Consider the following 22,150-nt stretch of genomic DNA (forward strand, 5'->3'; position numbering starts at 1 on the left):
TAAAGCCGAAAAGCCATTCAACCCATTACGGGCGTGTCCACAATCGATGATGACCGCGTTCCCACCATGGCCAACGAAACCTGCGCACCGACATCTACACCCACCACCCTCGATGCCTGGGTCGCACGCCTGGACGCTGTTGATCTGCCGATTCCGCAGAACAGCCATCTGCGGGCATACAAGGCAATCAACGACAATCGCCGCTCATTGCGCGAGATTGCCGAGGTCATGCAGGACAGCCCGGCACTCGCGCTTAGGCTGATTCGCGAGGCTAATCAGCAAGCCCAGAGCAGCCTGAGCGAGCCTGCCGAAAGCCTTGAAGTGGCCATCAATCGCCTGGGCCTGAAACGTACGCAAGCATTGCTCGAAAACGTACCCGCCCTGGCAATCGAAGAAATCCCGCTGGCCTATCGGCAAATCCAGCTCATCAGCCAGCACGCGGCACAGCAAGCCATTGGCCTGTTCGGCAATCGTCTGGCGCGGCTCTGGCAAGAAATCTATTGGAGCAGCTTGCTGTTTCTGTCGCCGCTGTGGGCCCTGGCGCTTGCCCACCCGCTACTGCTTGAAGCCTGGGAACGACGGGTAATCGAGCAAGGCGAGTGCGCCAAAAAAGTCGAGCTGGCCCTGTTTGGTGTACCGCTGTTTGAGATCTGCCGCACGCTGGCCGAGCTGTGGCGACTGCCGGCCTGGGTGACGCATAGTCATACGGTAATCACCAACGAGCGTCTCACGCTGGTCAAGGTGTTGCACATTGCACGCGACACTCATCATCCGCTGCGCCAGCAACAGCAGCTGGACGCAGAGCCGGCACTGCGGCGCTGGCTCAACCATCCCGCCAACAGCGTGTTACTGGCCAACTGCCTGGCGCTGTCGGCCCAGCAGGCCTGGGACACACCGCATAATTTGCGCTGGCAGTTTATCACCAGCCTGTACCTGCAAATGCCGCTGGATGAAGTGCAACAGCAGGCGCACCAACAGGCCGTGAGCAGCGCACGCTACCACTCGCTACCACTCGCTGCCAGACCTCTGGCACCCGGCCCAGGCGTTGCTCTGGCCGTGGGATGCACGCCGTACCGGCCCCGCCGCGCTGGCTGCACCACCGCCATCGGCCGAGGCACTGACCGCGTGGCGCAAGCATTGTGGGGAACTGTTGGAGCAACCGAGCGCGTTTACTAACCCGATGCACCTGACCACCTGCGCCCGTGAAGCCTTGCTCGCGTGCGGCATGCGCCGGATGATGTTGCTGACCCCCGATAAAACCTCGACGACTCTGAGCGTCAACCAGATGGCAGGACTGGCAAAGACCGCCCTCGACCTGAATCTGAACATCAGTGAGAGCACGGCGCTGCAACGCTTGATGACGCAACCGGCGCAAGTACGCCTGACGCCCGAGAACAACGCCGTGATATCCGCTGTTTTGCCCTATAGCCTGCGCAGCCTGTTCCCTGGCGAGCATCTGCTGCTACGCTCGCTGAGCAGCAACGGTCGCGTAGTCATGCTGATCCTCGCGGATCAGGGCGGCGGGCCACTTTCTGAAACCAGCGTGCAGGCATTTGGCAAAACCGCCCAATGTATCGAGAAAGCCCTGAATAGCTTTAGTACTCGCGGGCGCTAGCGCTACAATCCCCCCCCTTTTTTGCTCTGGAGGCTTCACATGCCTGGCTTCTCTGGCTTGCCGTTAGTGATTGAGCCCAGCGACCTGCTCGCCCGGCTCGACGCCCCCGAACTGATTCTGGTCGACCTGACCAGCGTCGCGCGCTACGAAGCCGGGCATATTCCGGGGGCTCGTTTCGTCGATCCCAAGCGCACACAACTGGGACTGCCACCGGCACCCGGCTTGCTGCCGTCCCAGGCTGCGCTCGAGACGCTGTTCGGTGAACTGGGGCATAACCCGAATGCGGTCTACGTGGTGTATGACGACGAAGGCGGTGGTTGGGCCGGGCGGTTTATCTGGCTGCTGGATGTGATCGGGCACAAGGCTTATCACTATCTGGATGGCGGCATACACGCCTGGATTGGCGACGGTTACGCAGTCAGCCAGGACGTACCGCCAGCCGCCAACGGCACAGTGTCACTGACCTTGCACGACGAGCCTACCGCGACCCGCGAGTACCTGCAAAGCCGCTTGGGCGCTGCCGACCTGGCAATCTGGGATGCGCGCACCGCAGCCGAATACACGGGCGAAAAAGTGCTGGCGGCCAAGGGCGGGCATATCCCCGGAGCGAAGAATTTTGAATGGACCGCTGGCATGGATAAAACCCGCAGCTTGCGAATTCGCACTGACATGGCGCAGATCCTCAAGGATCTGGGCATCACGCCAGACAAAGAAGTGATTACCCACTGCCAGACTCACCACCGTTCTGGCTTTACTTATCTCGTCGCCAAATCGCTCGGTTATCCGCGCGTCAAAGGCTACGCCGGCTCTTGGGGCGAATGGGGCAACCATCCCGATACGCCTGTCGAGCTGCCTGTAAAAAATTAAGGACCTTGAATGAAAAAGCGTTTGTTCCTCCTCAGTCAGTACCTGTTGCCGCATCACCTGCTCTCACGTCTGGCCGGCTGCATTGCCGAATGCCGCGTGCGCTGGTTCAAGAATGCGTTCACCACCTGGTTCGCCAAGCGTTATCAAGTGGATATGTCCCAGGCACTGGTTGAGGACGTTACCGCCTACGAGCACTTCAACGCCTTCTTCACCCGCGCCTTGAAAGACGGTGCCCGCCCGCTGGATCAAACCCCCGGCGCGGTGTTGAGCCCTGCCGATGGCGCAGTCAGCCAGTTGGGCCCGATTGAGCACGGTCGCGTGTTTCAGGCCAAAGGTCACAGCTACAGCGTGCTGGAGCTGGTGGGTGGCGATCCTGCTGTGGCGGCACAGTTCACTGGCGGCGACTTTGCCACCATTTACCTGTCGCCCAAGGACTACCACCGCGTCCACATGCCACTGGCGGGCACCCTGCGCGAAATGATCTACGTACCGGGCCGCCTGTTCTCGGTTAATCAGACCACGGCCGAAAACGTGCCGGAGCTGTTTGCCCGCAACGAGCGTGCCGTGTGCATTTTTGATACAGAGCGTGGCCCGATGGCCGTGGTATTGGTTGGCGCCATGATCGTGGCATCGATTGAAACCGTGTTTGCCGGTCTGGTAACGCCGCCTAAACGCGAGCTGAAAACCTTCCGCTACGACGAAGCTGCCCGTGCGCCGATCCATCTGGAGAAAGGTGCCGAGCTGGGTCGCTTTAAACTGGGTTCTACCGCCATCGTGCTGTTCGGCGCGGACCAGGTGAAATGGGCTGAAGGCCTGACGGCGGGCTCGCCGGTGATGATGGGGCAGAGCATTGGTGCGCCGGCTCACGCCGAATAAAACATAAACCTTAACCTGTGGGAGCGGGCTTGCTCGCGATGCTGTCAACTCGGTACATCTGAATCACCGAGGTGATGCCATCGCGAGCGAGCCCGCTCCCACAGTTTATTTACAGGCCCTTACGATCACGCTGGCCCAGCAGATACAACACGCCATCCAGACCCAGGGTCGAAATGGCATGCTTGGCCGACTTTTTAACCAGCGGCTTGGCACGGAATGCCACACCCAGCCCGGCAATCGCCAGCATCGGCAAGTCGTTGGCACCATCCCCGACCGCAATGGTCTGCTCCAGACTCAAGCCTTCCTTTTGCGCCAGTTCACGCAGCAAGTCCGCCTTGCGTTGTGCGTCAACAATCGGCTCGACCGCGACACCGGTCACCTTGCCATCCACCACTTCCAGCTCGTTGGCAAACACATAGTCGATGCCCAGCTTCGCCTGGACCTGCTTGGCGAAGTAGGTAAAGCCGCCCGACAGGATGGCGGTCTTGTAGCCCAGTCGTTTGAGCTCAGCAAACAGTACTTCGGCGCCTTCGGTCAGGCGCAGCGAGGCACCGATGGCATCCAGCACGCCCACATCCAGACCTTTGAGCAGCGCCATGCGCTCCTTGAAACTGGCCTTGAAGTCCAGCTCACCGGCCATCGCACGCTCGGTGATTGCAGCCACCTGTTCACCGACACCCGCAGCCTTGGCCAACTCGTCGATCACTTCGGCTTCGATCAGCGTGGAGTCCATGTCGAACACCGCCAGACGGCGATTGCGACGGAACAGGGTGTCTTCCTGAAGCGCGATGTCCACGCTCAGTTCCTGCGCCAGGTTGAAGAAGTCGGCACGCAGCGCATCCACATCTACAGGCTCGCCGCAAACACGCAGCTCGATGCAGCTTTTGCTCAACGCAGTCGGCGCATCCAGCGGCACACGGCCTGACAGGCGATCCGTCTGCTCGATGTTCAGCCCATGCTGGCTGATGATCGAGGTCACACGCTGCAACTCACAGGCAGTCACTTGACGACTCATCAGCGTTACCACATGACGGGTCTGACTTTGCTCGTTGACCCAGCGCTGGTAATGCTCTTCGCTGATGGGGTCAAAGCGCAGTTGCAGGCCTTCCTGGGCAATCAATGGCTGCAAGTCTTTGAGCACCGCCGAAACCAGCTCTGCTTGCGGAATTTCCACCAGAAAACCCAACGACAAAACGCCATGGATGGCGGCCTGACCGATGTCGAGAATATTCACACCATTGCTGGCCAGTACACCGGTAATGGCCGCAGTGAGACCCGGACGATCTTCACCGGTGATGTTTATCAGGACGATTTCGCGCAAGGCACACCCCCATTCGCTAAAAAAAACGCATTCTACCCACTTTCAGTGACCATCGGGCACCGCCAAGGCTTTGCCGTCTCCGGGCTGCTCGCTATACTGCGCACCAACTTAACGGACTAAGAGCCGCGCTCAGTGAACCGGCCATTGCCTGTCAAAACAGATAACTTCTTCCTGCTGATCTTCCGGGCCCTGCGCGATCGTCGCGTTCCGCTTGCTCTGCGCATTGCCACCCATAACGTGATTCTGGTCGCCTTGGCGCTGGTCATCTACGCCGTAGTGATGGGGCTGCAATTCAAGCAGGCCATGCACGAACAGGCCGATGCCCTGGGTCAGAGCCTGACCACGCAAACCGCTACCTCGGCGACCGAGCTGCTGGTGTCCAACGACATCCTCAGCCTCAACGTGCTGCTCAACAACCTGACCAAAAATCCACTGGTGGCCCACGCGGCTATCTATAGTGTCGATAACCGCATCCTCGCCGAAGCCGGGCAACGTCCCAAGAACGGCCTGTTGGGCGAAACCGAAGGCGTGTATCAAACCAAGATCACCTTTCAGGATGTGACCGCTGGGCATCTGCGTATCAGTCTGGATATGAACCAGTTTGAGCAGCCGATGACTATCAGCCTGCAGAGCATGGGCATCTTGAGCGCCATATTACTGGCCCTGGCATTGGCCTTGAGCTTGCGTTTGGGTCGCCATATCACCACACCGCTGTTGCAACTGCGGGTATGGCTGCGCGAACCCGACCCGTACACCCCGGCCATTCAGCGCCAGGATGAAATCGGTGATCTGGCCCGTCAGCTTCACACCCGCCTGGCCCCTCCGGCACCCGAGCCGGAACCCGAGCCAGAACCGGAAGAAGAAGACTACGACGACAGCGACTACGAAGAAGCCGAAGACAACGAGCCTACTTTCGAAGTACGCAACCTGAGCGACCCTACTTTCGATGAGACCCCACCTGCCCCTGCCCCTAAAGCAGCACCCCGGCAGTTGATCAACACCGAAGAAGACGAGAACGACGACGAAGATCCGTTCGCCGATCTGCGCGACACTGGCACCACCAAAGCGGCGCCGGTTGTGCTGGCCAAGCCCAAACCGGCCGCGTCCACAGCGCCACAGCCAAGTGCCGTGCTCGCGGTGCAACTGGGCGCACAAGAACAACTGCGTCGCCTACCCCGCGCCCGGTTGATGGAGCTGCTGGAGCGCTATCGCGACTGCCTGAATCAGGCGGCTTCGCTGTATCAAAGCGAGCTGCACACACTGAACGATGGCAGCACGCTGATGTTGTTCCACAGCGAAGACAGCGGCGAAGACTACCTGACCAACGCCATTTGCTGCGGCGAACTGCTGCGAGCCCTGGGTCACGCTTTGCAGATCGAAGTCGCGGACAGCGGCATCACCCTGCAATTGCAACTCGGCCTGGTACTGGGCGAAGGCTTGAGCGGCATCAGCCAGATTGACCTGCTGCTGACTGAAACCGCGCAGGACGCCCTTGCCCTGTCGCAACACAGCCGCAACCTGCTGCTGGTTGAGCGCAAGATCAGCGACGACTCGCTGATTCGTCAGCGTGCCCGCATTCGTCCGATTGCCAGCCCTGAAGGCGCCTGCTGTGTTGAGCGCCTGATGGAGCCCTACCCGTCCATGCTGGAACGCCAACTGGCGCGGATGCACGAGAGCCGGGTATAGAAGAGGGCTTTTGACCTTCCATAAAAAATCCCGCACATGTGCGGGATTTTTTGTTTCTGGCATTTAACCTAGAAGCGGAACACTTCCATGTCCGTACGAATAGGTGAAGCCATAGGGATTTTCGGCTTTTCCGCTTCTTGCTTCGGCTCGGCACGGGCCGCTGGCTTGCGCGGCTCAACCAGCGGTGGCTGGTTGGCCAGTGGTTTAAGCGCCACTGCCAATTGCTCGCTCAACTGCTGCAGCAACTTGCCTTGCGCCTTGACCTGATCAGCCGTGCTGCCCGCATGCGGCTGCTCCAGGTGAACAATACGGTTGTCACGCACCTGCCCGCGACGGTCAATCAAACGCCATTGCGCATCCAGCACTGCGGGCAGGTTCTTGCCCGAGTCCAGGCGAGTGATCGACAGCAGTACCTGTACATCCGGGCTGAAGCCCGCAGTGGCAGGCGCCAGAACAACACGCTGGCTGTCCAGACGCCACGCCAGCTGGCGCACCAGCAGTTGATCGATATCTGACGACAGGCTGCCGGCCCATCGACCGTCGGTTGCGGCGCTCAGGCTGCCATCGGGTTGACGTTGCAGCAGGGTTTCACGTTGCAGGTAGTCGGCCACGCTGATCGGGCCAAGTACCACGGCCATGCCGGCGCTTTGCGCAGGCTGGCCGGGGGTGCCGCTGTCCAGTTGGTACAAGGCCGCGGGCTGGTGCGTGCTGCACCCCGCCAGACCCAACACACCGGTCAGCAACGCAATTAAGGGAAGGCGTAGAACGTTCATCATTCCATCCAGGTGGCCGCCATATGGCAGGCCGCAGTGTGATTCTCGAAAGGTTCGCAAGGCACATTGCCATGAGCCGTGTCGCAAACGCGGCATATCATCCGCGAATATTGGACCTGACTCCAGCGCTGTCGCGCCGATCTGCGCGTAAAAAACGCAGATCGGGCACCTAAACAGGCTTAATTGGGTATTTCTACCAACAAGGCATCCACACGCTGGAAGCCTCGCGGCAGTTTGTTACCCCGCCGGCCACGCTCACCTTTGTAGTGCTCAAGATCATCCGCCTTGAGCGACAAGGTACGCTTGCCTGCCTGCAACACCAGTGTGGCGTTGTCCGGGAGCACGGCAATGTCAGTCACATATTCTTCACGGTTGGCCACGCGATCGCCGGGAATACCGATGATCTTGTTACCCTTGCCCTTGCCCAGTTGCGGCAGGTCGCTGACTTTGAAAATCAGCAGGCGGCCCTCGGTGGTCACGGCTGCCAGCCAGTTGTGCTCGCGATCGTTGACGGGCTTTGGCTGCATGACTTGCGCGCCTTTGGGCAGGCTGAGCAATGCCTTGCCAGCCTTGTTTTTGGCTTGCAGGTCTTCACCCTTGACCACAAAACCGTAACCAGCATCAGAGGCAATAACGTACAGCGCATCGTCTTCCGGCAACAGCACACATTCAAAGCTTGCGCCGGGCGGTGGAGTCAAGCGGCCGGTCAGCGGCTCACCCTGGCCACGGGCCGACGGCAAGGTGTGCGCCGCCACCGAGTAGCTGCGCCCCGTGGAGTCGATAAACACCGCAAATTGATTGGAACGTCCGGCCGCGGCGGTTTTGTAACCATCCCCCGCTTTATAGGACAAACCTGTCGCATCCAGGTCGTGACCTTTACCGCAACGCACCCAGCCTTTTTCAGATAGAACAACCGTGACCGATTCAGTCGGCACCAGTTCGTTTTCCGACAGGGCCTTGGCTTCAGTACGAGACACAATTGGCGAGCGACGGTCGTCGCCATAAGTTTCGGCATCGGCCAGCAATTCGGTGCGGACCAATTTTTTAAGCTTGGTTTCGCTGCCCAACAGGGTTTGCAGCTTGGCCTGCTCTTTACGCAGCGCATCTTGCTCGGTGCGCAGCTTCATCTCTTCAAGGCGGGCCAATTGACGCAAGCGCGTGTCGAGAATGTAGTCAGCCTGGATTTCGCTCAGGGCAAAGCGCGCAATCAACTCGGCCTTGGGGTGTTCCTCGGTACGGATGATGTGAATCACTTCATCGAGGTTCAGGTACGCGGTAAGCAAACCGTCCAACAGGTGCAGGCGACGCTCGACTTTATCGAGGCGAAACTGCAGTCGGCGGCGCACCACATTAACCCGGAACTCCAGCCATTCCACCAGCAAGGCGCGCAGGTTTTTCAGCTGCGGCTTACCGTCCAGACCGATGATGTTGATGTTGACCCGGAACGTGGACTCAAGCTCGGTTACGGCGAACAAGTGCTGCATCAGTTCGTCGAGATCGACCTTGTTGTTACGCGGAATAATCACGATACGGCACGGGTTTTCGTGGTCAGATTCGTCGCGCAGGTCAGTGACCATTGCCAGCTTGGTCGGCTTGGCCTGCATCAGGGCCGCGATCTGCTCCAGCACCTTGGCACCGGATACCTGATGCGGCAGCGCGGTGACCACGATGTCGCCGTCTTCAATGTGATAAACGGCACGCATGCGCACCGAACCACGGCCGGTCTGGTAGATCTTCAGCAGGTCAGCACGGGAGGTGATGATTTCAGCTTCGGTCGGGTAGTCCGGGCCCTGAATGTGCTCGCACAGCTGCTCAACGGTGGCCTTGGGCTCGTCGAGCAAGCGCACGCAAGCCGCTGCCACTTCACGCAGGTTGTGCGGCGGCACGTCGGTGGCCATGCCCACGGCGATACCGGTGGTGCCATTGAGCAGGATGTTCGGCAAACGTGCGGGTAATACCGCAGGTTCGTCGAGGGTGCCGTCAAAGTTTGGCACCCAGTCCGCCGTGCCTTGGCCCAGCTCGCTGAGCAGCACTTCGGAGTACCGCGACAAGCGCGCTTCGGTGTATCGCATGGCCGCGAACGACTTGGGATCGTCCGGTGCACCCCAGTTGCCCTGACCGTCGACCAGGGTGTAGCGATAGCTGAACGGCTGCGCCATCAACACCATGGCTTCGTAGCACGCCGAGTCGCCGTGGGGGTGGAACTTGCCGAGTACGTCACCGACGGTACGCGCCGATTTCTTGTGCTTGGAGTCAGCGTCCAGCCCCAATTCGCTCATGGCGTAAATAATACGCCGCTGTACGGGCTTAAGGCCGTCGCCGATATGCGGCAGGGCCCGGTCCATGATTACGTACATGGAGTAGTTGAGGTAGGCCTGTTCGGTGAAGTCGGCCAGTGACCGGCGTTCTACGCCGTCCAGGCTGAGTTCAAGGGAGTCGCTCATGCGGACCTCATTCAGTTCGTTGTCTGGCGCAGCAGCATGGTGCCGCCGCGCTGGGTAAATTCAAGTTTGTTCAGCGCACTCATGCCCAGCAGCACTTGCTCGCCTTCCAGCCCCGGAGCCGCCACTGCACGCACGTCGCGCAACACAATGGCGCCCAGTTGCAGCCGGTCGATGCGGGTCTGATAGCCCTGGGTGCGGCCATTGGCGGTGTTCAGGGTCACGGGGACACCTTTGGGCAACGCCAGTTGTCTGGCCAGATCCATCGGCACTGCCACATCGGTGGCGCCGGTATCCAGCAAAAACTCCACCGGCACGTTGTTGATCCGGCCGCTGGCGACGAAGTGACCCTGCGCGTTGCCGAGCAGTTTGACCTCGATATAACCCTCGCCTTGTTGCGAGGTGACTTCGGTATTGGGGTTTGCCTGACGCTGTTCCCAGCGCCCGAAAAATTGCGCTGCCAGGTACAGCCCGGCACACCAGGCCACGATCATGAAGACGCGACCGACACCTTTACCCGGTGCTTGCTGGCTCATGATTTGACACTCCAACCACCTTGCGGGGCAGCAAAGCGCCAGACGATGGGGCGCTTCTCGCCATCGGCACGGACATGGTTGCCGTTGTCGACACCGATCCAGGCGCCTTTGGCATCCAGGCTCAAGGCCTCGGCATTGCCATAGGCGCTGTTATAAAGCCGCCCTTCGGTCAAAGCATCATTGGCAAATGACCAGCAGCGCTCGATTTCACCCGTATCCGGGGTACGCCGACAAATGCGATAGGCCATGCGCTCAAGGGTAAACAGCTTGCCCTCGAACAGCGCCAGATCGGCAAAATCCTTTTGCTGGGCCTTGGCCTTGAGCTGAGGCGGCGCCTGTTCAAGACCGCCTTCACTCATGAGTACGCAACCGCCTGCGCAATCCCACACACTCTGTTTTTTGCGGATGGTCAGCAAGCCACGGCGCTCACGCTCCGCCGCCAGCCAGATCTGGTTGCCCTGCGGGTTGATGGCGATGCCTTCAAACAACGCATTAAAATGCAGCAACATGCCACTGGCACGGGCCTGACGCACCAACGTCGGGTCAATCTTGAGCCAGGCCGGCGCGCCCGTCAGCGGAACTTGCAACACAGCGGCATGGGCTTCACTGACCACATAGCGGTTGCCCGCGTCGTCGCACGTGATGCCTTCAAAATCCAGAGCACCGCCGCGCAACGGGCTGATGGCTTTACCCATCATCCGTACACCCCACGGCAAGCCGCTTTCCGGCGGCGGCGGAACTTCAATGCTCAGGGCCTCGGCTTGCCACACGGTAGTACGCTGATCAAGGCGATAAATTTGATCATCATCGCGATCCGAGACGGTCCACAACTCACCTGAACACAGCGCCAAGCCAGACAGATTGCCACCGCGCATGCCTGCAACCGGGTGCTCTGACTGCAGCACCAGCTCTGGCCAGGTATTGGCCATGACTGGCGCAGCACCCAACCAGAGCAAGCCCAGCAAGGCACTGCGCATCAGGCCAGCACCTGCGCCAGGTTACCTTTGGATTCGAGCCATGACTTGCGATCACCGGCGCGCTTCTTGGCCAGCAGCATATCCATCATTTCGCTGGTAGCGGCGTAATCTTCCAGCGTCAGTTGCACCAGGCGACGGGTATTTGGGTCCATCGTGGTTTCGCGCAACTGTGGCGGGTTCATCTCACCCAGACCCTTGAATCGCGTGACCTGTGGCTTGCCACGTTTTTTCTCGGCCACCAGCCGGTCAAGAATGCCGTCACGTTCTGCTTCGTCCAGGGCGTAGAAAATCTCTTTGCCCAAGTCGATGCGGTACAGCGGTGGCATCGCCACGTACACGTGACCGGCGTCCACCAGCGGACGGAAGTGCTGCACGAACAACGCGCAGAGCAAGGTCGCAATGTGCAGACCGTCGGAGTCGGCGTCGGCCAGGATGCAGATTTTTCCGTAGCGCAACTGGCTGATATCGGCTGCGCCCGGATCGACACCGATGGCTACGGCGATGTTGTGCACTTCCTGACTGGCCAGCACTTCGCTGCCGTCGACTTCCCAGGTATTGAGGATCTTGCCGCGCAACGGCAGGATCGCCTGGAATTCCTTGTCCCGTGCTTGCTTGGCTGAGCCGCCAGCGGAGTCACCCTCTACCAGGAACAGTTCGGAACGCATCGGGTCCTGCCCGGCACAGTCGGCCAGTTTGCCCGGCAAGGCTGGGCCTTGGGTGATGCGCTTGCGCTCGACCTTTTTACTGGCCTTGAGCCGGCGTCCGGCGTTGTTGATCGCCAGTTCGGCCAGCTGCATGCCCATCTCGGGATTGGCGTTGAGCCACAGGCTGAAGGAGTCCTTGATCACGCCCGATACAAATGCTGCCGCTTCACGGGAGGACAGTCGCTCTTTGGTCTGGCCGGAGAACTGCGGCTCCTGCATCTTCATCGACAGCACGAACGCAATGCGTTCCCACACGTCTTCGGGCGCCAGCTTCACGCCACGCGGCAGCAAGCTGCGGAACTCGCAGAACTCGCGCATTGCGTCGAGCAAACCCTGGCGCAAACCGTTGACGTGAGTACCGCCCTGAGCTGTGGGGATCAGGTTGACGTAGCTTTCCTGAACGCTGTCGCCCCCTTCAGGCAGCCACAGCAAGGCCCAGTCGATGGCTTCTTTATTACCGGCCAGGCTGCCGCAGAACGGCTCATCCGGCAGGCGTTCGAATTCGCTGACCGCGTCGACCAGATACGAGCGCAGGCCGTCTTCGTAATGCCACTCGACCTTTTCGCCGGTGCCTTTGTCTTCAAAGCTGACCAGCAGCCCCGGGCACAGTACGGCCTTGGCCTTGAGGACGTGCTTGAGACGGCTGACCGAGAACTTGGGCGAATCGAAGTATTTGGGGTCCGGCGCGAAGTACACGCTGGTGCCGGTGTTGCGCTTGCCGACCGTACCGATGACTTCCAGATCGGTGGCTTTATAGCCATCGGCGAAGGTCATCTGGTATTCGTTGCCGTCGCGCTTGACCTTGACCCGCACCAGCGTCGACAGCGCGTTGACCACCGAGATCCCCACGCCGTGCAGGCCGCCGGAGAACTGGTAGTTTTTGTTGGAGAACTTGCCACCCGCGTGGAGCTTGGTGAGGATCAGCTCGACACCTGACACACCCTCTTCCGGGTGGATGTCCACCGGCATGCCGCGCCCGTCATCGCTGACTTCCAGTGAGTGATCGGCGTGCAGAATGACTTGCACCGACTTGGCGTGACCGGCCAGGGCTTCGTCGACGCTGTTGTCGATGACTTCCTGGGCCAGGTGATTGGGCCGACTGGTGTCGGTGTACATGCCAGGGCGTTTGCGCACCGGGTCGAGGCCCGAGAGGACTTCGATGGCGTCGGCGTTATAAGAGCTAGCGCTGGGAGTGGCCATAGGGTCTCGTCGTTAGTCGTAAATGAAAAATAAGGGCCATTCGACGGGCGCCTTAAAGGGCCGCAAAGTCGATGGTTTGAAACTGTTCGGCGCCAATCCCTGCAAAGCTCAACAGCTCTGGCAGTTGCTGGGCGAAACCTTGGTAACTGTGATCGCCACCCGCCTGAATACGCAATGTACAGGCCGCGTAGTACTTTTCAGCGTAGCGGTAGTCCAGGGTTTCATCGCCTGTTTGCAACCACACCTGATACCGCTGCGGGTCTTGGGGTGCTGCCACTTCGAGCTCGGCCAACGCCTGCACATGATCGTGGGTCAGTTCCCAGGTTTGGCCGCTGTAGTGGTTGGTTTGCGTGCCCAGATAACCGTCGAACATCCGATGCGGGCTGACGGCCGGGTTGACCAGCAAGGCTTTGAGGCCATGTTGCTCGGCCAACCAGGTCGCATAGTAGCCGCCGAGCGAGCTACCGACCAGCAATGGCCTGCCCAGCTCGCTGATCGCGGCCTGCAATTGGGCCATGGCCTCACGCGGATGGTGGTGCAAGGCTGGCACCCGCAACTGCTCGCCTTGCCCGATGCGCTGCATCACTGTCGTCAACTGCGTGGCCTTCTTGGACTCGGGGGCACTGTTGAACCCGTGGATATACAAGATTGAACCCGACATGTGATGACCCCCGAAGACACATTAAGCTGAACACAGCATCAAGAAAGACGCGCAGTTTAGCCTGACTCAAGGGCAATGACTCGCTTCAAGATATTTCAGTAATTATTGGCGCTGTAATCCGGCTCGAAAGTGAAACCGGCCAGGCGCGACACGCCGGTTTGCAACGTGCCATCAGGTTGCAGGCGCAACCAGCGGTAGCCCGGTGCCTCGTTGCTGACCTTGAAGTCCTGGCTGCCAACTGCGAACTGGATACAGGTCGACGGCGATGCCAGCAGCCGGACATCGTTGCGCTGCTGATCGAACGGCTGATGCACATGCCCCCAGAGCACCGCCCGGGCCTGTGGATAACGATCCAGGACCGCCCAGAACTCCTTGGCGTTGCGCAGGCCAATCGGCTCCAGCCACTCACACCCCACCGACACTGGATGGTGATGCAAGCACACCAGATGATGACGTTCGGGCGCTTCACTCAAGGATTGCGCCAGCAGTTGCAGTTGGTCGTCTTCCAGATAACCGGGAGTGGAATGGGGCACCGCCGAGTTGAGCAACGTAATGCGCCAATTGCCGATATCAACCACCGCCTCCAACAGACGACTTTGTACGGCGGCTTCGCGCATTTGCGGTATTTGATCGTGATTACCGGGGATCCAACGGGCAAACGGCGCCAGTTGCGCCGTCAGTTTGCGAAAGTGCTGATAAGCCTCGACGCTACCGTCCTGGGTCAAATCGCCAGTGGCCAGTACGCCGTCGATATGCGGTTGCTCGGCGCGGATCAGATCGATGACCTGTTGCAGGCTCTGCGCCGTCTTGAGCCCCAGCAGCGAACCGTCTGGATCAGCAAACAAATGGCTGTCAGACAGCTGCACCAGCAGCACCGGATCTTCGGTGGTCAGCGTGGATACATTGGGCAAGGTGGCTCTCCCGGGAGGGGTCAATGAATGGCTCGATTATGCAGCCACCGCTCAAACTTTTGTAGCCGCTGCCGAAGGCTGCAACGAGCAAAAGCGCTGGCTCAGCGCACTTCAGCGTATTCATGCCCACACGCCAGGCAATGACTCAGCCACTCACCCAAAAACACATTGAGCTGGGCTTTTTCGTCAGGCTGGTGCATGGCTATGTTGGGATAAGGATAGATGCTGCGAAAGCGCCGGGCATGCTCGGCAGCGACTACTTCGGCCATACGCGCATCGTGATACACCTGCACCTGCAACTAGGGCACCGGCAACCAGGGCAAGCTGTGTTCCTGACGCACCCGCAGGGTGGTGGTGTACGGGCAGTCGAGGATCACCTCAAGCGTCAGTACACCCAGCATTTGATCTCCCTGGGTCACAGCGATCCGACGCGGGCCAGGTTGCTCGCGCATCTCTGGCAACAAACGCATCAGCCGCGCGTAGTTGGCCTCGCAAGCTGCTTGCAGCCCGATCAGATCAACTCGATAACGATCGCGAACCCCATTTACGACCATAGCCCCCTCACTTCAGCGCGATTAAGCGCCAGCCATTGCAGGGCAATAATGCTCGCTGCATTGGAAATACGTCCATCACGTACTGCTTGCAGCGCATCTTCGTACGCCCATACCGTTACACGGATATCTTCCGCTTCTTCTTCGAGGCCATGCAAGCCACCCACACCCACGGTGCTGCAACGCCCCAGGTACAAATGCACAAACTCGGTGCTGCCGCCCGGTGACGGGAAATAACGGGTGATCGGCCACAGTGACGAGAACGTCAGTCCGGCCTCCTCCTCGCCTTCACGGTGAGCGACCTCTTCAGGCACTTCGGCCTTGTCGATCAACCCGGCAACCAGCTCGATCAGCCACGGGGTTTCGGTCTTGCCCATGGCCCCAACCCGAAATTGCTCAATCAGTACCACTTCATCGCGCTGCGGGTCATAAGGCAGTACGCACACCGCGTCATGACGCACAAACACTTCGCGACTGATCTCACGGCTCATGCCTCCGGCGAAGAGTTCATGGCGCAGGTGCACGCGATCAAGTTTGTAAAAACCCTGATAACCGTTCTCGCGTTTTACGATCTCAACGGCGCTCGGCGTGGCCTTGGTGATATCAGTCATTGCAAACCCCTTGCTGGCGAATTTCACCGGGGTGGCCCTCGGCATCGCGCATCCTAACGCGCCTGCACCTGCGGATGCAGCCTCTTTTATGACGCGGGGATAGACGGATTGCCTGCAAAACAACTCTAATTGGCTCTATGTAAGCTTAGTGGCGAACCGATGCCCATGCTGGCAGTCGAACCACCATTATTTCCCCTTTCTTTCGACGATGAAGGACGACCATGTCGCTTTTAAAGTTTGCTTCCATGACTTGCATCGCCCTGACCCTGGGCGCTTGCCAAAGCATGTTTCAACCTTCGGTACAAAAACCGCTGGGGTTTACCAATGATGCCTCGGAGCAAGTCAAAGCCGGCTGCAGCGGCCAGGACTGCCCACTGGTGAATATCGACACATTGCACTTCGCCGACGCGCCCAAGCTCGACGCGCTGATTGAAAGCCGCCTGTTGAGAATGACCGTCAGCTCCCCTGACGAAAAAATGGCACCATCGCTCAACGCCTACCGCGAGCATTTCCTGCGTACCGCCGACAGCCGCAACAGCACCTATTTGCAAGCCAAGGTACGCGAACAACATGACGGTCTGGTGATTGTCGAGCTGTCCAGCTACCTGGACACCGGCGGCGCACATGGCATGCCGGGGCGTGGCTTTATCAACTATTCACGCAAAGAACAAAGAGACGTGACCTTGCAGGACATGCTGCTGCCGGGTCAGGAGCAAGCCTTTTGGGGCGCCGCCAAAGTGGCCCACAACAACTGGTTGATCAGCAGCCACTATGGCAGCGATCCGGAGTTCGTAAAAAACTGGCCGTTCGAGAAGACCCCGCACGTAGCGCTGCTCAAGGACAACGTAGTGCTCAAATATGACGTGTACAGCATTGCGCCGTACTCCGAAGGTCATGTTGAGCTGAAGATCCCCTACTCGCGCCTGAAAGGGATTTTTAAACCTGAGTGGTTCCCGGCCCAGGGCTAACCACAACCTGTAGCCGCTGCCGCAGGCTGCGACGGGCAGCGCAACGGCCCCTGCCTTCGAGGTCGAAAGCAAAGGCCCTTCGGGGCCTTATCGCAGCCTGCGGCAGCGGCTACAGATTTAGTGCTCCGCGCTCAGGGTTAAGGGCGTTTTTGCAGCGCGCCCCAACACCCACTGCAACACCCCGGCCAGCAACAACGCAGGCAAGGTTGCGCCAATATCCGGCAATAAATTGGCCAGCAGGTGATAAGTCACCACTCCGCCCAACCAGGCCAGCAAGGTAGGCCAGCGAAACAGAGTTGGCATCACCTGGGCGCTGCGCTTGCGCAGGACAAAGTGGTCCACCAGCACCACACCGAACAATGGCGCGAACACCGAGCCGATCAACAACAGGAAGTTCTGGTACTGCGCCAGCGGCGCGAAGCAAGCGATCAGGGTGCAGATCACACCGATAGCCAAGGCCAGATGCTCAACTTTCAAACGCAGCAATATCCCGCCAGACACCGCCGCCGAGTGAATATCGGCAAAAGCGTTCTCCGACTCGTCGAGCAAAATCAGCAGTAACGGAATACCCAACCCCGCACCCGCCAGCGCCAACAGCAGCGCATTGACTTCACCGCTCGGCGCAAACGCAAGGGTGTAAGCCACGCCCAGGCTCATCAACCAGAAATTACCGATAAAGAAGCCCAGTGCCGTGCCGCCGAATACACTTTTGGCGCGTTTGCCGAAGCGTGAGTAATCCGCAATCAGCGGCAGCCAGGACAGCGGCATGGCGATGGCGATATCAAAACCCACGGCAAATGGCAGCGAGCCATCGCCCTTTTGTGCCAACAGCGCAGGCAGGTCGGCTTTGGCAAACAGGTTCCAGGTCAGCCAGATACAAGCCGCCAGCAGCAGCCAGATACCCCATTTGCGCAACACCTTACGCACAAAGGTCAATGGCCCGCTGACTGCCAGCAAGGTAGCCAGAGCGCCGAAGAACAGCGTCCACAACAAGGGGTTGCTCAGCAGGCTGCCTTCGCTGAAGGCCCGGGCACCGAGCAGGCTGGCCGCATCGCGCATCACGATGATTTCGAACGAGCCCCAGCCAATCAGTTGCAACACATTGAGCATGGCCGGGAGCATGGCGCCGCGGCTGCCGAGGCTGAGCTTGAGCGCAGCCATCGATGACAAGCCGGTATCGCTGCCAATCACGCCGACCGAGGCCAGCAGCGACACGCCCACCAGCGTGCCGAGAAAAATCGCCAGCAACGCACCTGTCAGCCCCAGCCCCGGTGCAAGCAACGCGCCGGTCTGCAACACCATCAGGCCAATGCCAAGGGAAAACCACAGGGAAAACAAATCACGACCGCCGAATACGCGCCTGTCCAGAGGGACAGCAAGGTCGGGGGAGTAAGTGCCGGGTGTGTTCAAGGAATGAGTCTCAAAAAGAAGGACAAACCCTGTAGCCGCTGCCGCAGGCTGCGATAGGTTGCGCAGCGACCTTCGCTTGTTAAAGGTCCTGCGGCCCTTATCGCAGCCTGCAGCAGCGGCTACAGAGATTTGCGCCAGCAGGGCTGGCGCGTTTCAGATCACACTTTTTTGTACAGCTGACTGCCTTCCTGCTTGAAGCGCTCAGCCTGTTCAGCCAGGCCTTTGGCAACGTCCACGTCGATAGCATCGATGCGCTGGTTAGCGGCGTAGATGCGCACTTCCTGGGTGATTTTCATCGAGCAGAATTTCGGCCCGCACATGGAGCAGAAATGCGCGACCTTGGCCGAATCCTTGGGCAAGGTTTCGTCGTGGTAGGAGCGCGCGGTGTCCGGGTCCAGGCCGAGGTTGAACTGGTCTTCCCAGCGGAACTCGAACCGCGCCTTGCTCAACGCGTTATCACGGATTTGCGCCCCCGGATGGCCCTTGGCCAAATCGGCAGCGTGGGCAGCGATCTTGTAGGTAATTATCCCGGTCTTCACGTCATCCTTGTTCGGCAACCCCAGGTGCTCCTTGGGCGTTACGTAGCAAAGCATGGCGCAACCGAACCAGCCGATCATGGCCGCACCGATACCCGAGGTGATGTGGTCGTAACCCGGAGCAATGTCGGTAGTCAGTGGGCCGAGGGTGTAGAACGGCGCCTCGTCACAGCACTCCAGCTGCTTGTCCATGTTCTCTTTGATCAACTGCATCGGCACGTGGCCAGGGCCTTCGATCATGCATTGCACATCATGCTTCCAGGCGATTTTGGTCAGCTCGCCGAGGGTTTCCAGCTCGCCAAACTGCGCGGCGTCGTTGGCATCGGCAATCGAGCCCGGACGCAAGCCATCGCCCAGCGAGAAGCTGACGTCGTAGGCTTTCATGATTTCGCAGATTTCGTCGAAATGGGTGTAAAGGAAGTTCTCTTTGTGGTGCGCCAGGCACCATTTGGCCATGATCGAACCACCGCGGGACACGATGCCGGTCACGCGCTTGGCGGTCAGCGGCACATAGCGCAGCAACACCCCGGCGTGGATGGTGAAGTAGTCGACGCCCTGCTCGGCCTGTTCGATCAGAGTGTCACGGAACAACTCCCAAGTCAGATCTTCGGCGGCGCCGTTGACCTTCTCCAGCGCCTGATAAATCGGCACGGTGCCGATCGGCACCGGCGAGTTGCGGATGATCCACTCGCGGGTTTCGTGGATGTGCTTGCCGGTGGACAGGTCCATCACCGTGTCCGAACCCCAGCGAATACCCCAGGTCAGCTTGGCCACTTCTTCTTCGATGGACGAGCCCAACGCACTGTTACCAATATTGCCGTTGATCTTCACCAGGAAGTTACGGCCGATAATCATCGGCTCCAGCTCAACATGGTTAATGTTGGCCGGGATGATGGCGCGACCGCGGGCGATTTCTTCGCGCACGAATTCAGCAGTGATTTCTTTCGGGATACTGGCGCCGAAGCTGTGGCCAGGGTGCTGCTGATCCAGCAGACCGGCGGCGCGGGCTTCTTGCAACTTCATGTTTTCGCGGATGGCGACGTATTCCATCTCGGCGGTGATGATGCCCTGACGCGCATAGTGCATCTGGGTGACATTAGCCCCGGCCTTGGCCCGACGCGGGTTTTTCACGTGGGCAAAACGCAGCTTGGTCAGCTCTGCATCGTCCAGGCGCATTTGCCCGAAGTTCGAACTCAGGCCCGACAGGCGTTCGGTGTCGGCCCGGTCGTCGATCCACGCCGAACGCACGTCACCCAAGCCTTTACGCACGTCAATCTGCACGGACGGGTCGGTATACGGGCCGGAGGTGTCGTAGATCAATACCGGGGCGTTCACTTCGCCGCCAAAATCGGTAGGTGTGACATCCAGGCTGACTTCACGCATCGGCACCAGAATGTCCGGGCGCGAACCCTGTACGTAGACTTTTTGCGAGCGGGTAAACGGCTTGACCGACTGCTCATCGACCTTGGCCGAATCACTGAGATTGATCGCGTTTTTTGGTTTTGTACTCATCACGGCTCTCCAGACTGCATCCAGGCGGATTGTCGGAGGGAGAACCTGAAAAATGTACGGATGCACCCAAGGACTGGATGCTGAGTGACGGCCTCGAAAGACTGATCATTTTTTGATCAATCGATCCCGGACAGCACTCAAGAGGACTCGCCGGGAGACGAGAAATCTTGTTCCCTACGCAGGCGCTAACCTGATCAGGTTCAACGGGATCCGAAATTATTCGATCTCAGCCTCATAGCAAGGCACCCCGACAAGAACCCGGCCAGTCTAGACAAGAGTGAGACAGAACGCCAACACCACAATCAAGCGGGTGATAAAAGGCGCAACAACGCCATTGTTGCAAGGTGCCACCACTACTACACTCGCTACTTCTTGAAAACGCGAGTCGGACTCGGGCTTTCATTTTTCGCATTCTTGAACTAGGGATCGCTCATGCTGCGCAAACTATCACTGGCTCTAGCCGTGTCTTGGGCGACCAGCGCAATGGCTCTGGATACCACCGCCCCATTGTCCAACCAAAACGGCCTGGTCAGCGTTTACCAGGAGGCTGTGGATAACAACGCTGATCTGGCGGCTGCCCGCGCCGATTACTCCGCACGCAAGGAAATCGTGCCCCAGGCCCGCGCCGGTTTGCTGCCCAACCTGTCGGGGGGTGCCGAGTCGAGCAATGTGCGCACCTCCATCGACCAGCCGTCACTGACGACCACCCGCAGCGCAGTGGTGTATCAGGCGACCCTGGCACAACCGATCTTCCGGATTGATCGCTGGTTCCAGCTCAAGGCGGCCGAATCGGTCAATGAACAGGCTGCACTGCAGCTCTCGGCCACTGAACAGAACTTGATCCTGCAAAGCGCCAATGCCTATTTTTCGGTACTGCGCGCCCAGGACACACTGGCAGCCACCAAAGCCGAAGAGGCCGCGTTCAAGCGCCAGCTGGACCAGTCCCGCGAGCGCTTTGACGTGGGTCTGTCGGACAAGACTGACGTGTTGCAATCCCAGGCCAGCTACGACACGGCACGCGCCAATCGGATGCTCGCTCAGCGCCAGGTCGAAGACGCCTTTGAGTCGCTGATTACCCTGACCAACCGTCAGTACAACGCCATTGAAGGCATGCGCCATACCTTGCCGATCTTGCCGCCGACGCCCAATGACGCCAAGGCATGGGTCGACACCGCCGGCCGGCAGAACCTCAACCTGCTGGCCAGCAATTACGCGGTGGATGCCGCCGAAGAAACCCTCAAGCAACGCAAGGCCGGCCACGCGCCAACCCTTGATGCCGTGGTGCAGTACAAGACCGGGGACAACGACGCCTTTGGCCTGAGCAACCCCAACGCCCTCAACCAGCGCTATGGCGGCGATGTGTCACAACGCAGCATTGGCGTGCAGTTGAACATCCCGATCTACAGCGGCGGGCTGACCAGTTCGCAGGTTCGCGAGTCGTACTCGCGCCTGGACCAGACCGAGCAGCAGCGTGAAGCCCTGCGTCGCCAGGTGGTCGAAAACACCCGCAACCTGCACCGTGCGGTGAACACCGACGTTGAGCAGGTACAAGCACGCAAACAGTCGATCATCTCCAACCAGAGCGCGCTGGAAGCCACGGAAATCGGCTATCAGGTCGGCACACGCAATATCGTCGACGTGCTCGACGCCCAACGCCAGCTGTACAACTCAGTGCGTGATTACAACAACAGCCGCTACGACTACATCCTCGATAACCTGCGCCTCAAGCAGGCAGCGGGAACCCTGAACCCTGGGGATCTGGAAGCGCTGTCGCGTTACCTGAAAGCCGACTACAACCCGGACAAGGACTTCCTGCCACCGGATCTGGCCAAGGCGGCCGAAGCCAATATGCGTTCGCCGGGTAATTAACTGGCGCAGGTTGCGATCTTTTCGCTGCAAAGATCGCAACCTGCGTAGTGCAGTTCACTTAAGCTCCGTGTGACCGCAACTGTGGGAGCGAGCCTGCTCGCGAAGGTCTCAAGAGCGTCGCGAGC

At 59.5% G+C, this 22,150-nt stretch carries 16 protein-coding genes, 2 pseudogenes and 1 riboswitch; of the genes and pseudogenes, 6 read left to right on the forward strand and 12 right to left on the reverse strand.

The annotated features are described in order from the left end of the window. Positions 1-66: 66 nt before the first annotated feature. The 3 genes and pseudogenes from U5A05_RS22215 to asd all read left to right on the forward strand — a co-directional run bounded on the left by U5A05_RS22215 (position 67) and on the right by asd (position 3,358). Positions 67-1,615, forward strand: a pseudogene (locus U5A05_RS22215) (HDOD domain-containing protein). A gap of 39 nt (positions 1,616-1,654) precedes the next feature. Continuing rightward, positions 1,655-2,482: a rhodanese-like domain-containing protein gene (locus U5A05_RS22220; RefSeq protein ID WP_321834878.1), complete on the forward strand. Its 828-nt coding sequence runs from the start codon at positions 1,655-1,657 to the stop codon at positions 2,480-2,482. A 9-nt stretch (positions 2,483-2,491) separates the two neighbouring features. Further along, entirely contained in the window at positions 2,492-3,358 is an 867-nt protein-coding gene (asd, locus tag U5A05_RS22225) for an archaetidylserine decarboxylase (protein WP_261739982.1), read from the forward strand. 109 nt (positions 3,359-3,467) lie between these two features. Here the strand turns inward: asd and serB are convergent, their stop codons facing one another. Next, positions 3,468-4,679, reverse strand: a complete 1,212-nt coding sequence (gene serB, locus U5A05_RS22230; RefSeq protein ID WP_261739983.1) for a phosphoserine phosphatase SerB — start codon at positions 4,677-4,679, stop codon at positions 3,468-3,470. A gap of 132 nt (positions 4,680-4,811) precedes the next feature. On the opposite strand from serB, the gene U5A05_RS22235 reads away from it, so the two are divergent. Next, complete coding sequence (locus U5A05_RS22235) at positions 4,812-6,365, forward strand: AhpA/YtjB family protein (RefSeq protein WP_261739984.1); 1,554 nt, start codon at positions 4,812-4,814, stop codon at positions 6,363-6,365. A 68-nt stretch (positions 6,366-6,433) separates the two neighbouring features. Here the strand turns inward: U5A05_RS22235 and U5A05_RS22240 are convergent, their stop codons facing one another. The 9 genes and pseudogenes from U5A05_RS22240 to U5A05_RS22280 form a co-directional block, all read right to left on the reverse strand. Further along, complete coding sequence (locus U5A05_RS22240; protein ID WP_261739985.1) at positions 6,434-7,138, reverse strand: PqiC family protein; 705 nt, start codon at positions 7,136-7,138, stop codon at positions 6,434-6,436. 179 nt (positions 7,139-7,317) lie between these two features. After that, the gene (parC, locus tag U5A05_RS22245; RefSeq protein ID WP_321834884.1) at positions 7,318-9,582 is read right to left on the reverse strand and encodes a DNA topoisomerase IV subunit A; all 2,265 of its coding nucleotides are present in this window, start codon (positions 9,580-9,582) and stop codon (positions 7,318-7,320) included. A gap of 11 nt (positions 9,583-9,593) precedes the next feature. Next, the gene (locus tag U5A05_RS22250; RefSeq protein ID WP_261739987.1) at positions 9,594-10,115 is read right to left on the reverse strand and encodes a retropepsin-like aspartic protease family protein; all 522 of its coding nucleotides are present in this window, start codon (positions 10,113-10,115) and stop codon (positions 9,594-9,596) included. Beyond that, positions 10,112-11,092: an esterase-like activity of phytase family protein gene (locus U5A05_RS22255; RefSeq protein ID WP_321834886.1), complete on the reverse strand. Its 981-nt coding sequence runs from the start codon at positions 11,090-11,092 to the stop codon at positions 10,112-10,114. The genes U5A05_RS22250 and U5A05_RS22255 overlap by 4 nt, the downstream gene beginning before the upstream one ends. Next, entirely contained in the window at positions 11,092-12,996 is a 1,905-nt protein-coding gene (gene parE, locus U5A05_RS22260) for a DNA topoisomerase IV subunit B (RefSeq protein WP_261739989.1), read from the reverse strand. Before parE ends, U5A05_RS22255 begins: the two co-directional genes overlap by 1 nt. Before the next feature lie 52 nt (positions 12,997-13,048). Beyond that, positions 13,049-13,657, reverse strand: a complete 609-nt coding sequence (locus tag U5A05_RS22265; RefSeq protein WP_261739990.1) for a YqiA/YcfP family alpha/beta fold hydrolase — start codon at positions 13,655-13,657, stop codon at positions 13,049-13,051. A 95-nt stretch (positions 13,658-13,752) separates the two neighbouring features. After that, positions 13,753-14,568, reverse strand: coding sequence for a 3',5'-cyclic-AMP phosphodiesterase (gene cpdA, locus U5A05_RS22270; protein ID WP_261739991.1), 816 nt, complete (start codon positions 14,566-14,568; stop codon positions 13,753-13,755). Between the two features lie 101 nt (positions 14,569-14,669). Further along, positions 14,670-15,122 (reverse strand): annotated as a pseudogene (locus tag U5A05_RS22275) (DUF1249 domain-containing protein). Next, positions 15,113-15,730: an NUDIX domain-containing protein gene (locus tag U5A05_RS22280; protein WP_261739993.1), complete on the reverse strand. Its 618-nt coding sequence runs from the start codon at positions 15,728-15,730 to the stop codon at positions 15,113-15,115. Before U5A05_RS22280 ends, U5A05_RS22275 begins: the two are co-directional and overlap by 10 nt. A gap of 221 nt (positions 15,731-15,951) precedes the next feature. On the opposite strand from U5A05_RS22280, the gene U5A05_RS22285 reads away from it, so the two are divergent. Continuing rightward, positions 15,952-16,698: an RsiV family protein gene (locus tag U5A05_RS22285; protein WP_261739994.1), complete on the forward strand. Its 747-nt coding sequence runs from the start codon at positions 15,952-15,954 to the stop codon at positions 16,696-16,698. Positions 16,699-16,815: 117 nt separating this feature from the next. Here the strand turns inward: U5A05_RS22285 and cytX are convergent, their stop codons facing one another. Both cytX and thiC read right to left on the reverse strand, forming a co-directional pair. Continuing rightward, the gene (cytX, locus tag U5A05_RS22290) at positions 16,816-18,108 is read right to left on the reverse strand and encodes a putative hydroxymethylpyrimidine transporter CytX (protein WP_321834888.1); all 1,293 of its coding nucleotides are present in this window, start codon (positions 18,106-18,108) and stop codon (positions 16,816-16,818) included. Between the two features lie 158 nt (positions 18,109-18,266). Then, the gene (thiC, locus tag U5A05_RS22295) at positions 18,267-20,156 is read right to left on the reverse strand and encodes a phosphomethylpyrimidine synthase ThiC (RefSeq protein WP_321834889.1); all 1,890 of its coding nucleotides are present in this window, start codon (positions 20,154-20,156) and stop codon (positions 18,267-18,269) included. Between the two features lie 154 nt (positions 20,157-20,310). Further along, a riboswitch (TPP riboswitch) is annotated at positions 20,311-20,416 on the reverse strand. A 172-nt stretch (positions 20,417-20,588) separates the two neighbouring features. On the opposite strand from thiC, the gene U5A05_RS22300 reads away from it, so the two are divergent. Beyond that, a complete protein-coding gene (locus U5A05_RS22300; RefSeq protein ID WP_261739997.1) occupies positions 20,589-22,025 on the forward strand; it encodes a TolC family outer membrane protein in 1,437 nt (478 codons plus the stop codon). The last annotated feature ends 125 nt before the right edge of the window (positions 22,026-22,150 follow it).

This window comes from Pseudomonas kulmbachensis (assembly GCF_963681935.1).
In the GTDB taxonomy this organism is placed as follows: domain Bacteria; phylum Pseudomonadota; class Gammaproteobacteria; order Pseudomonadales; family Pseudomonadaceae; genus Aquipseudomonas; species Aquipseudomonas kulmbachensis.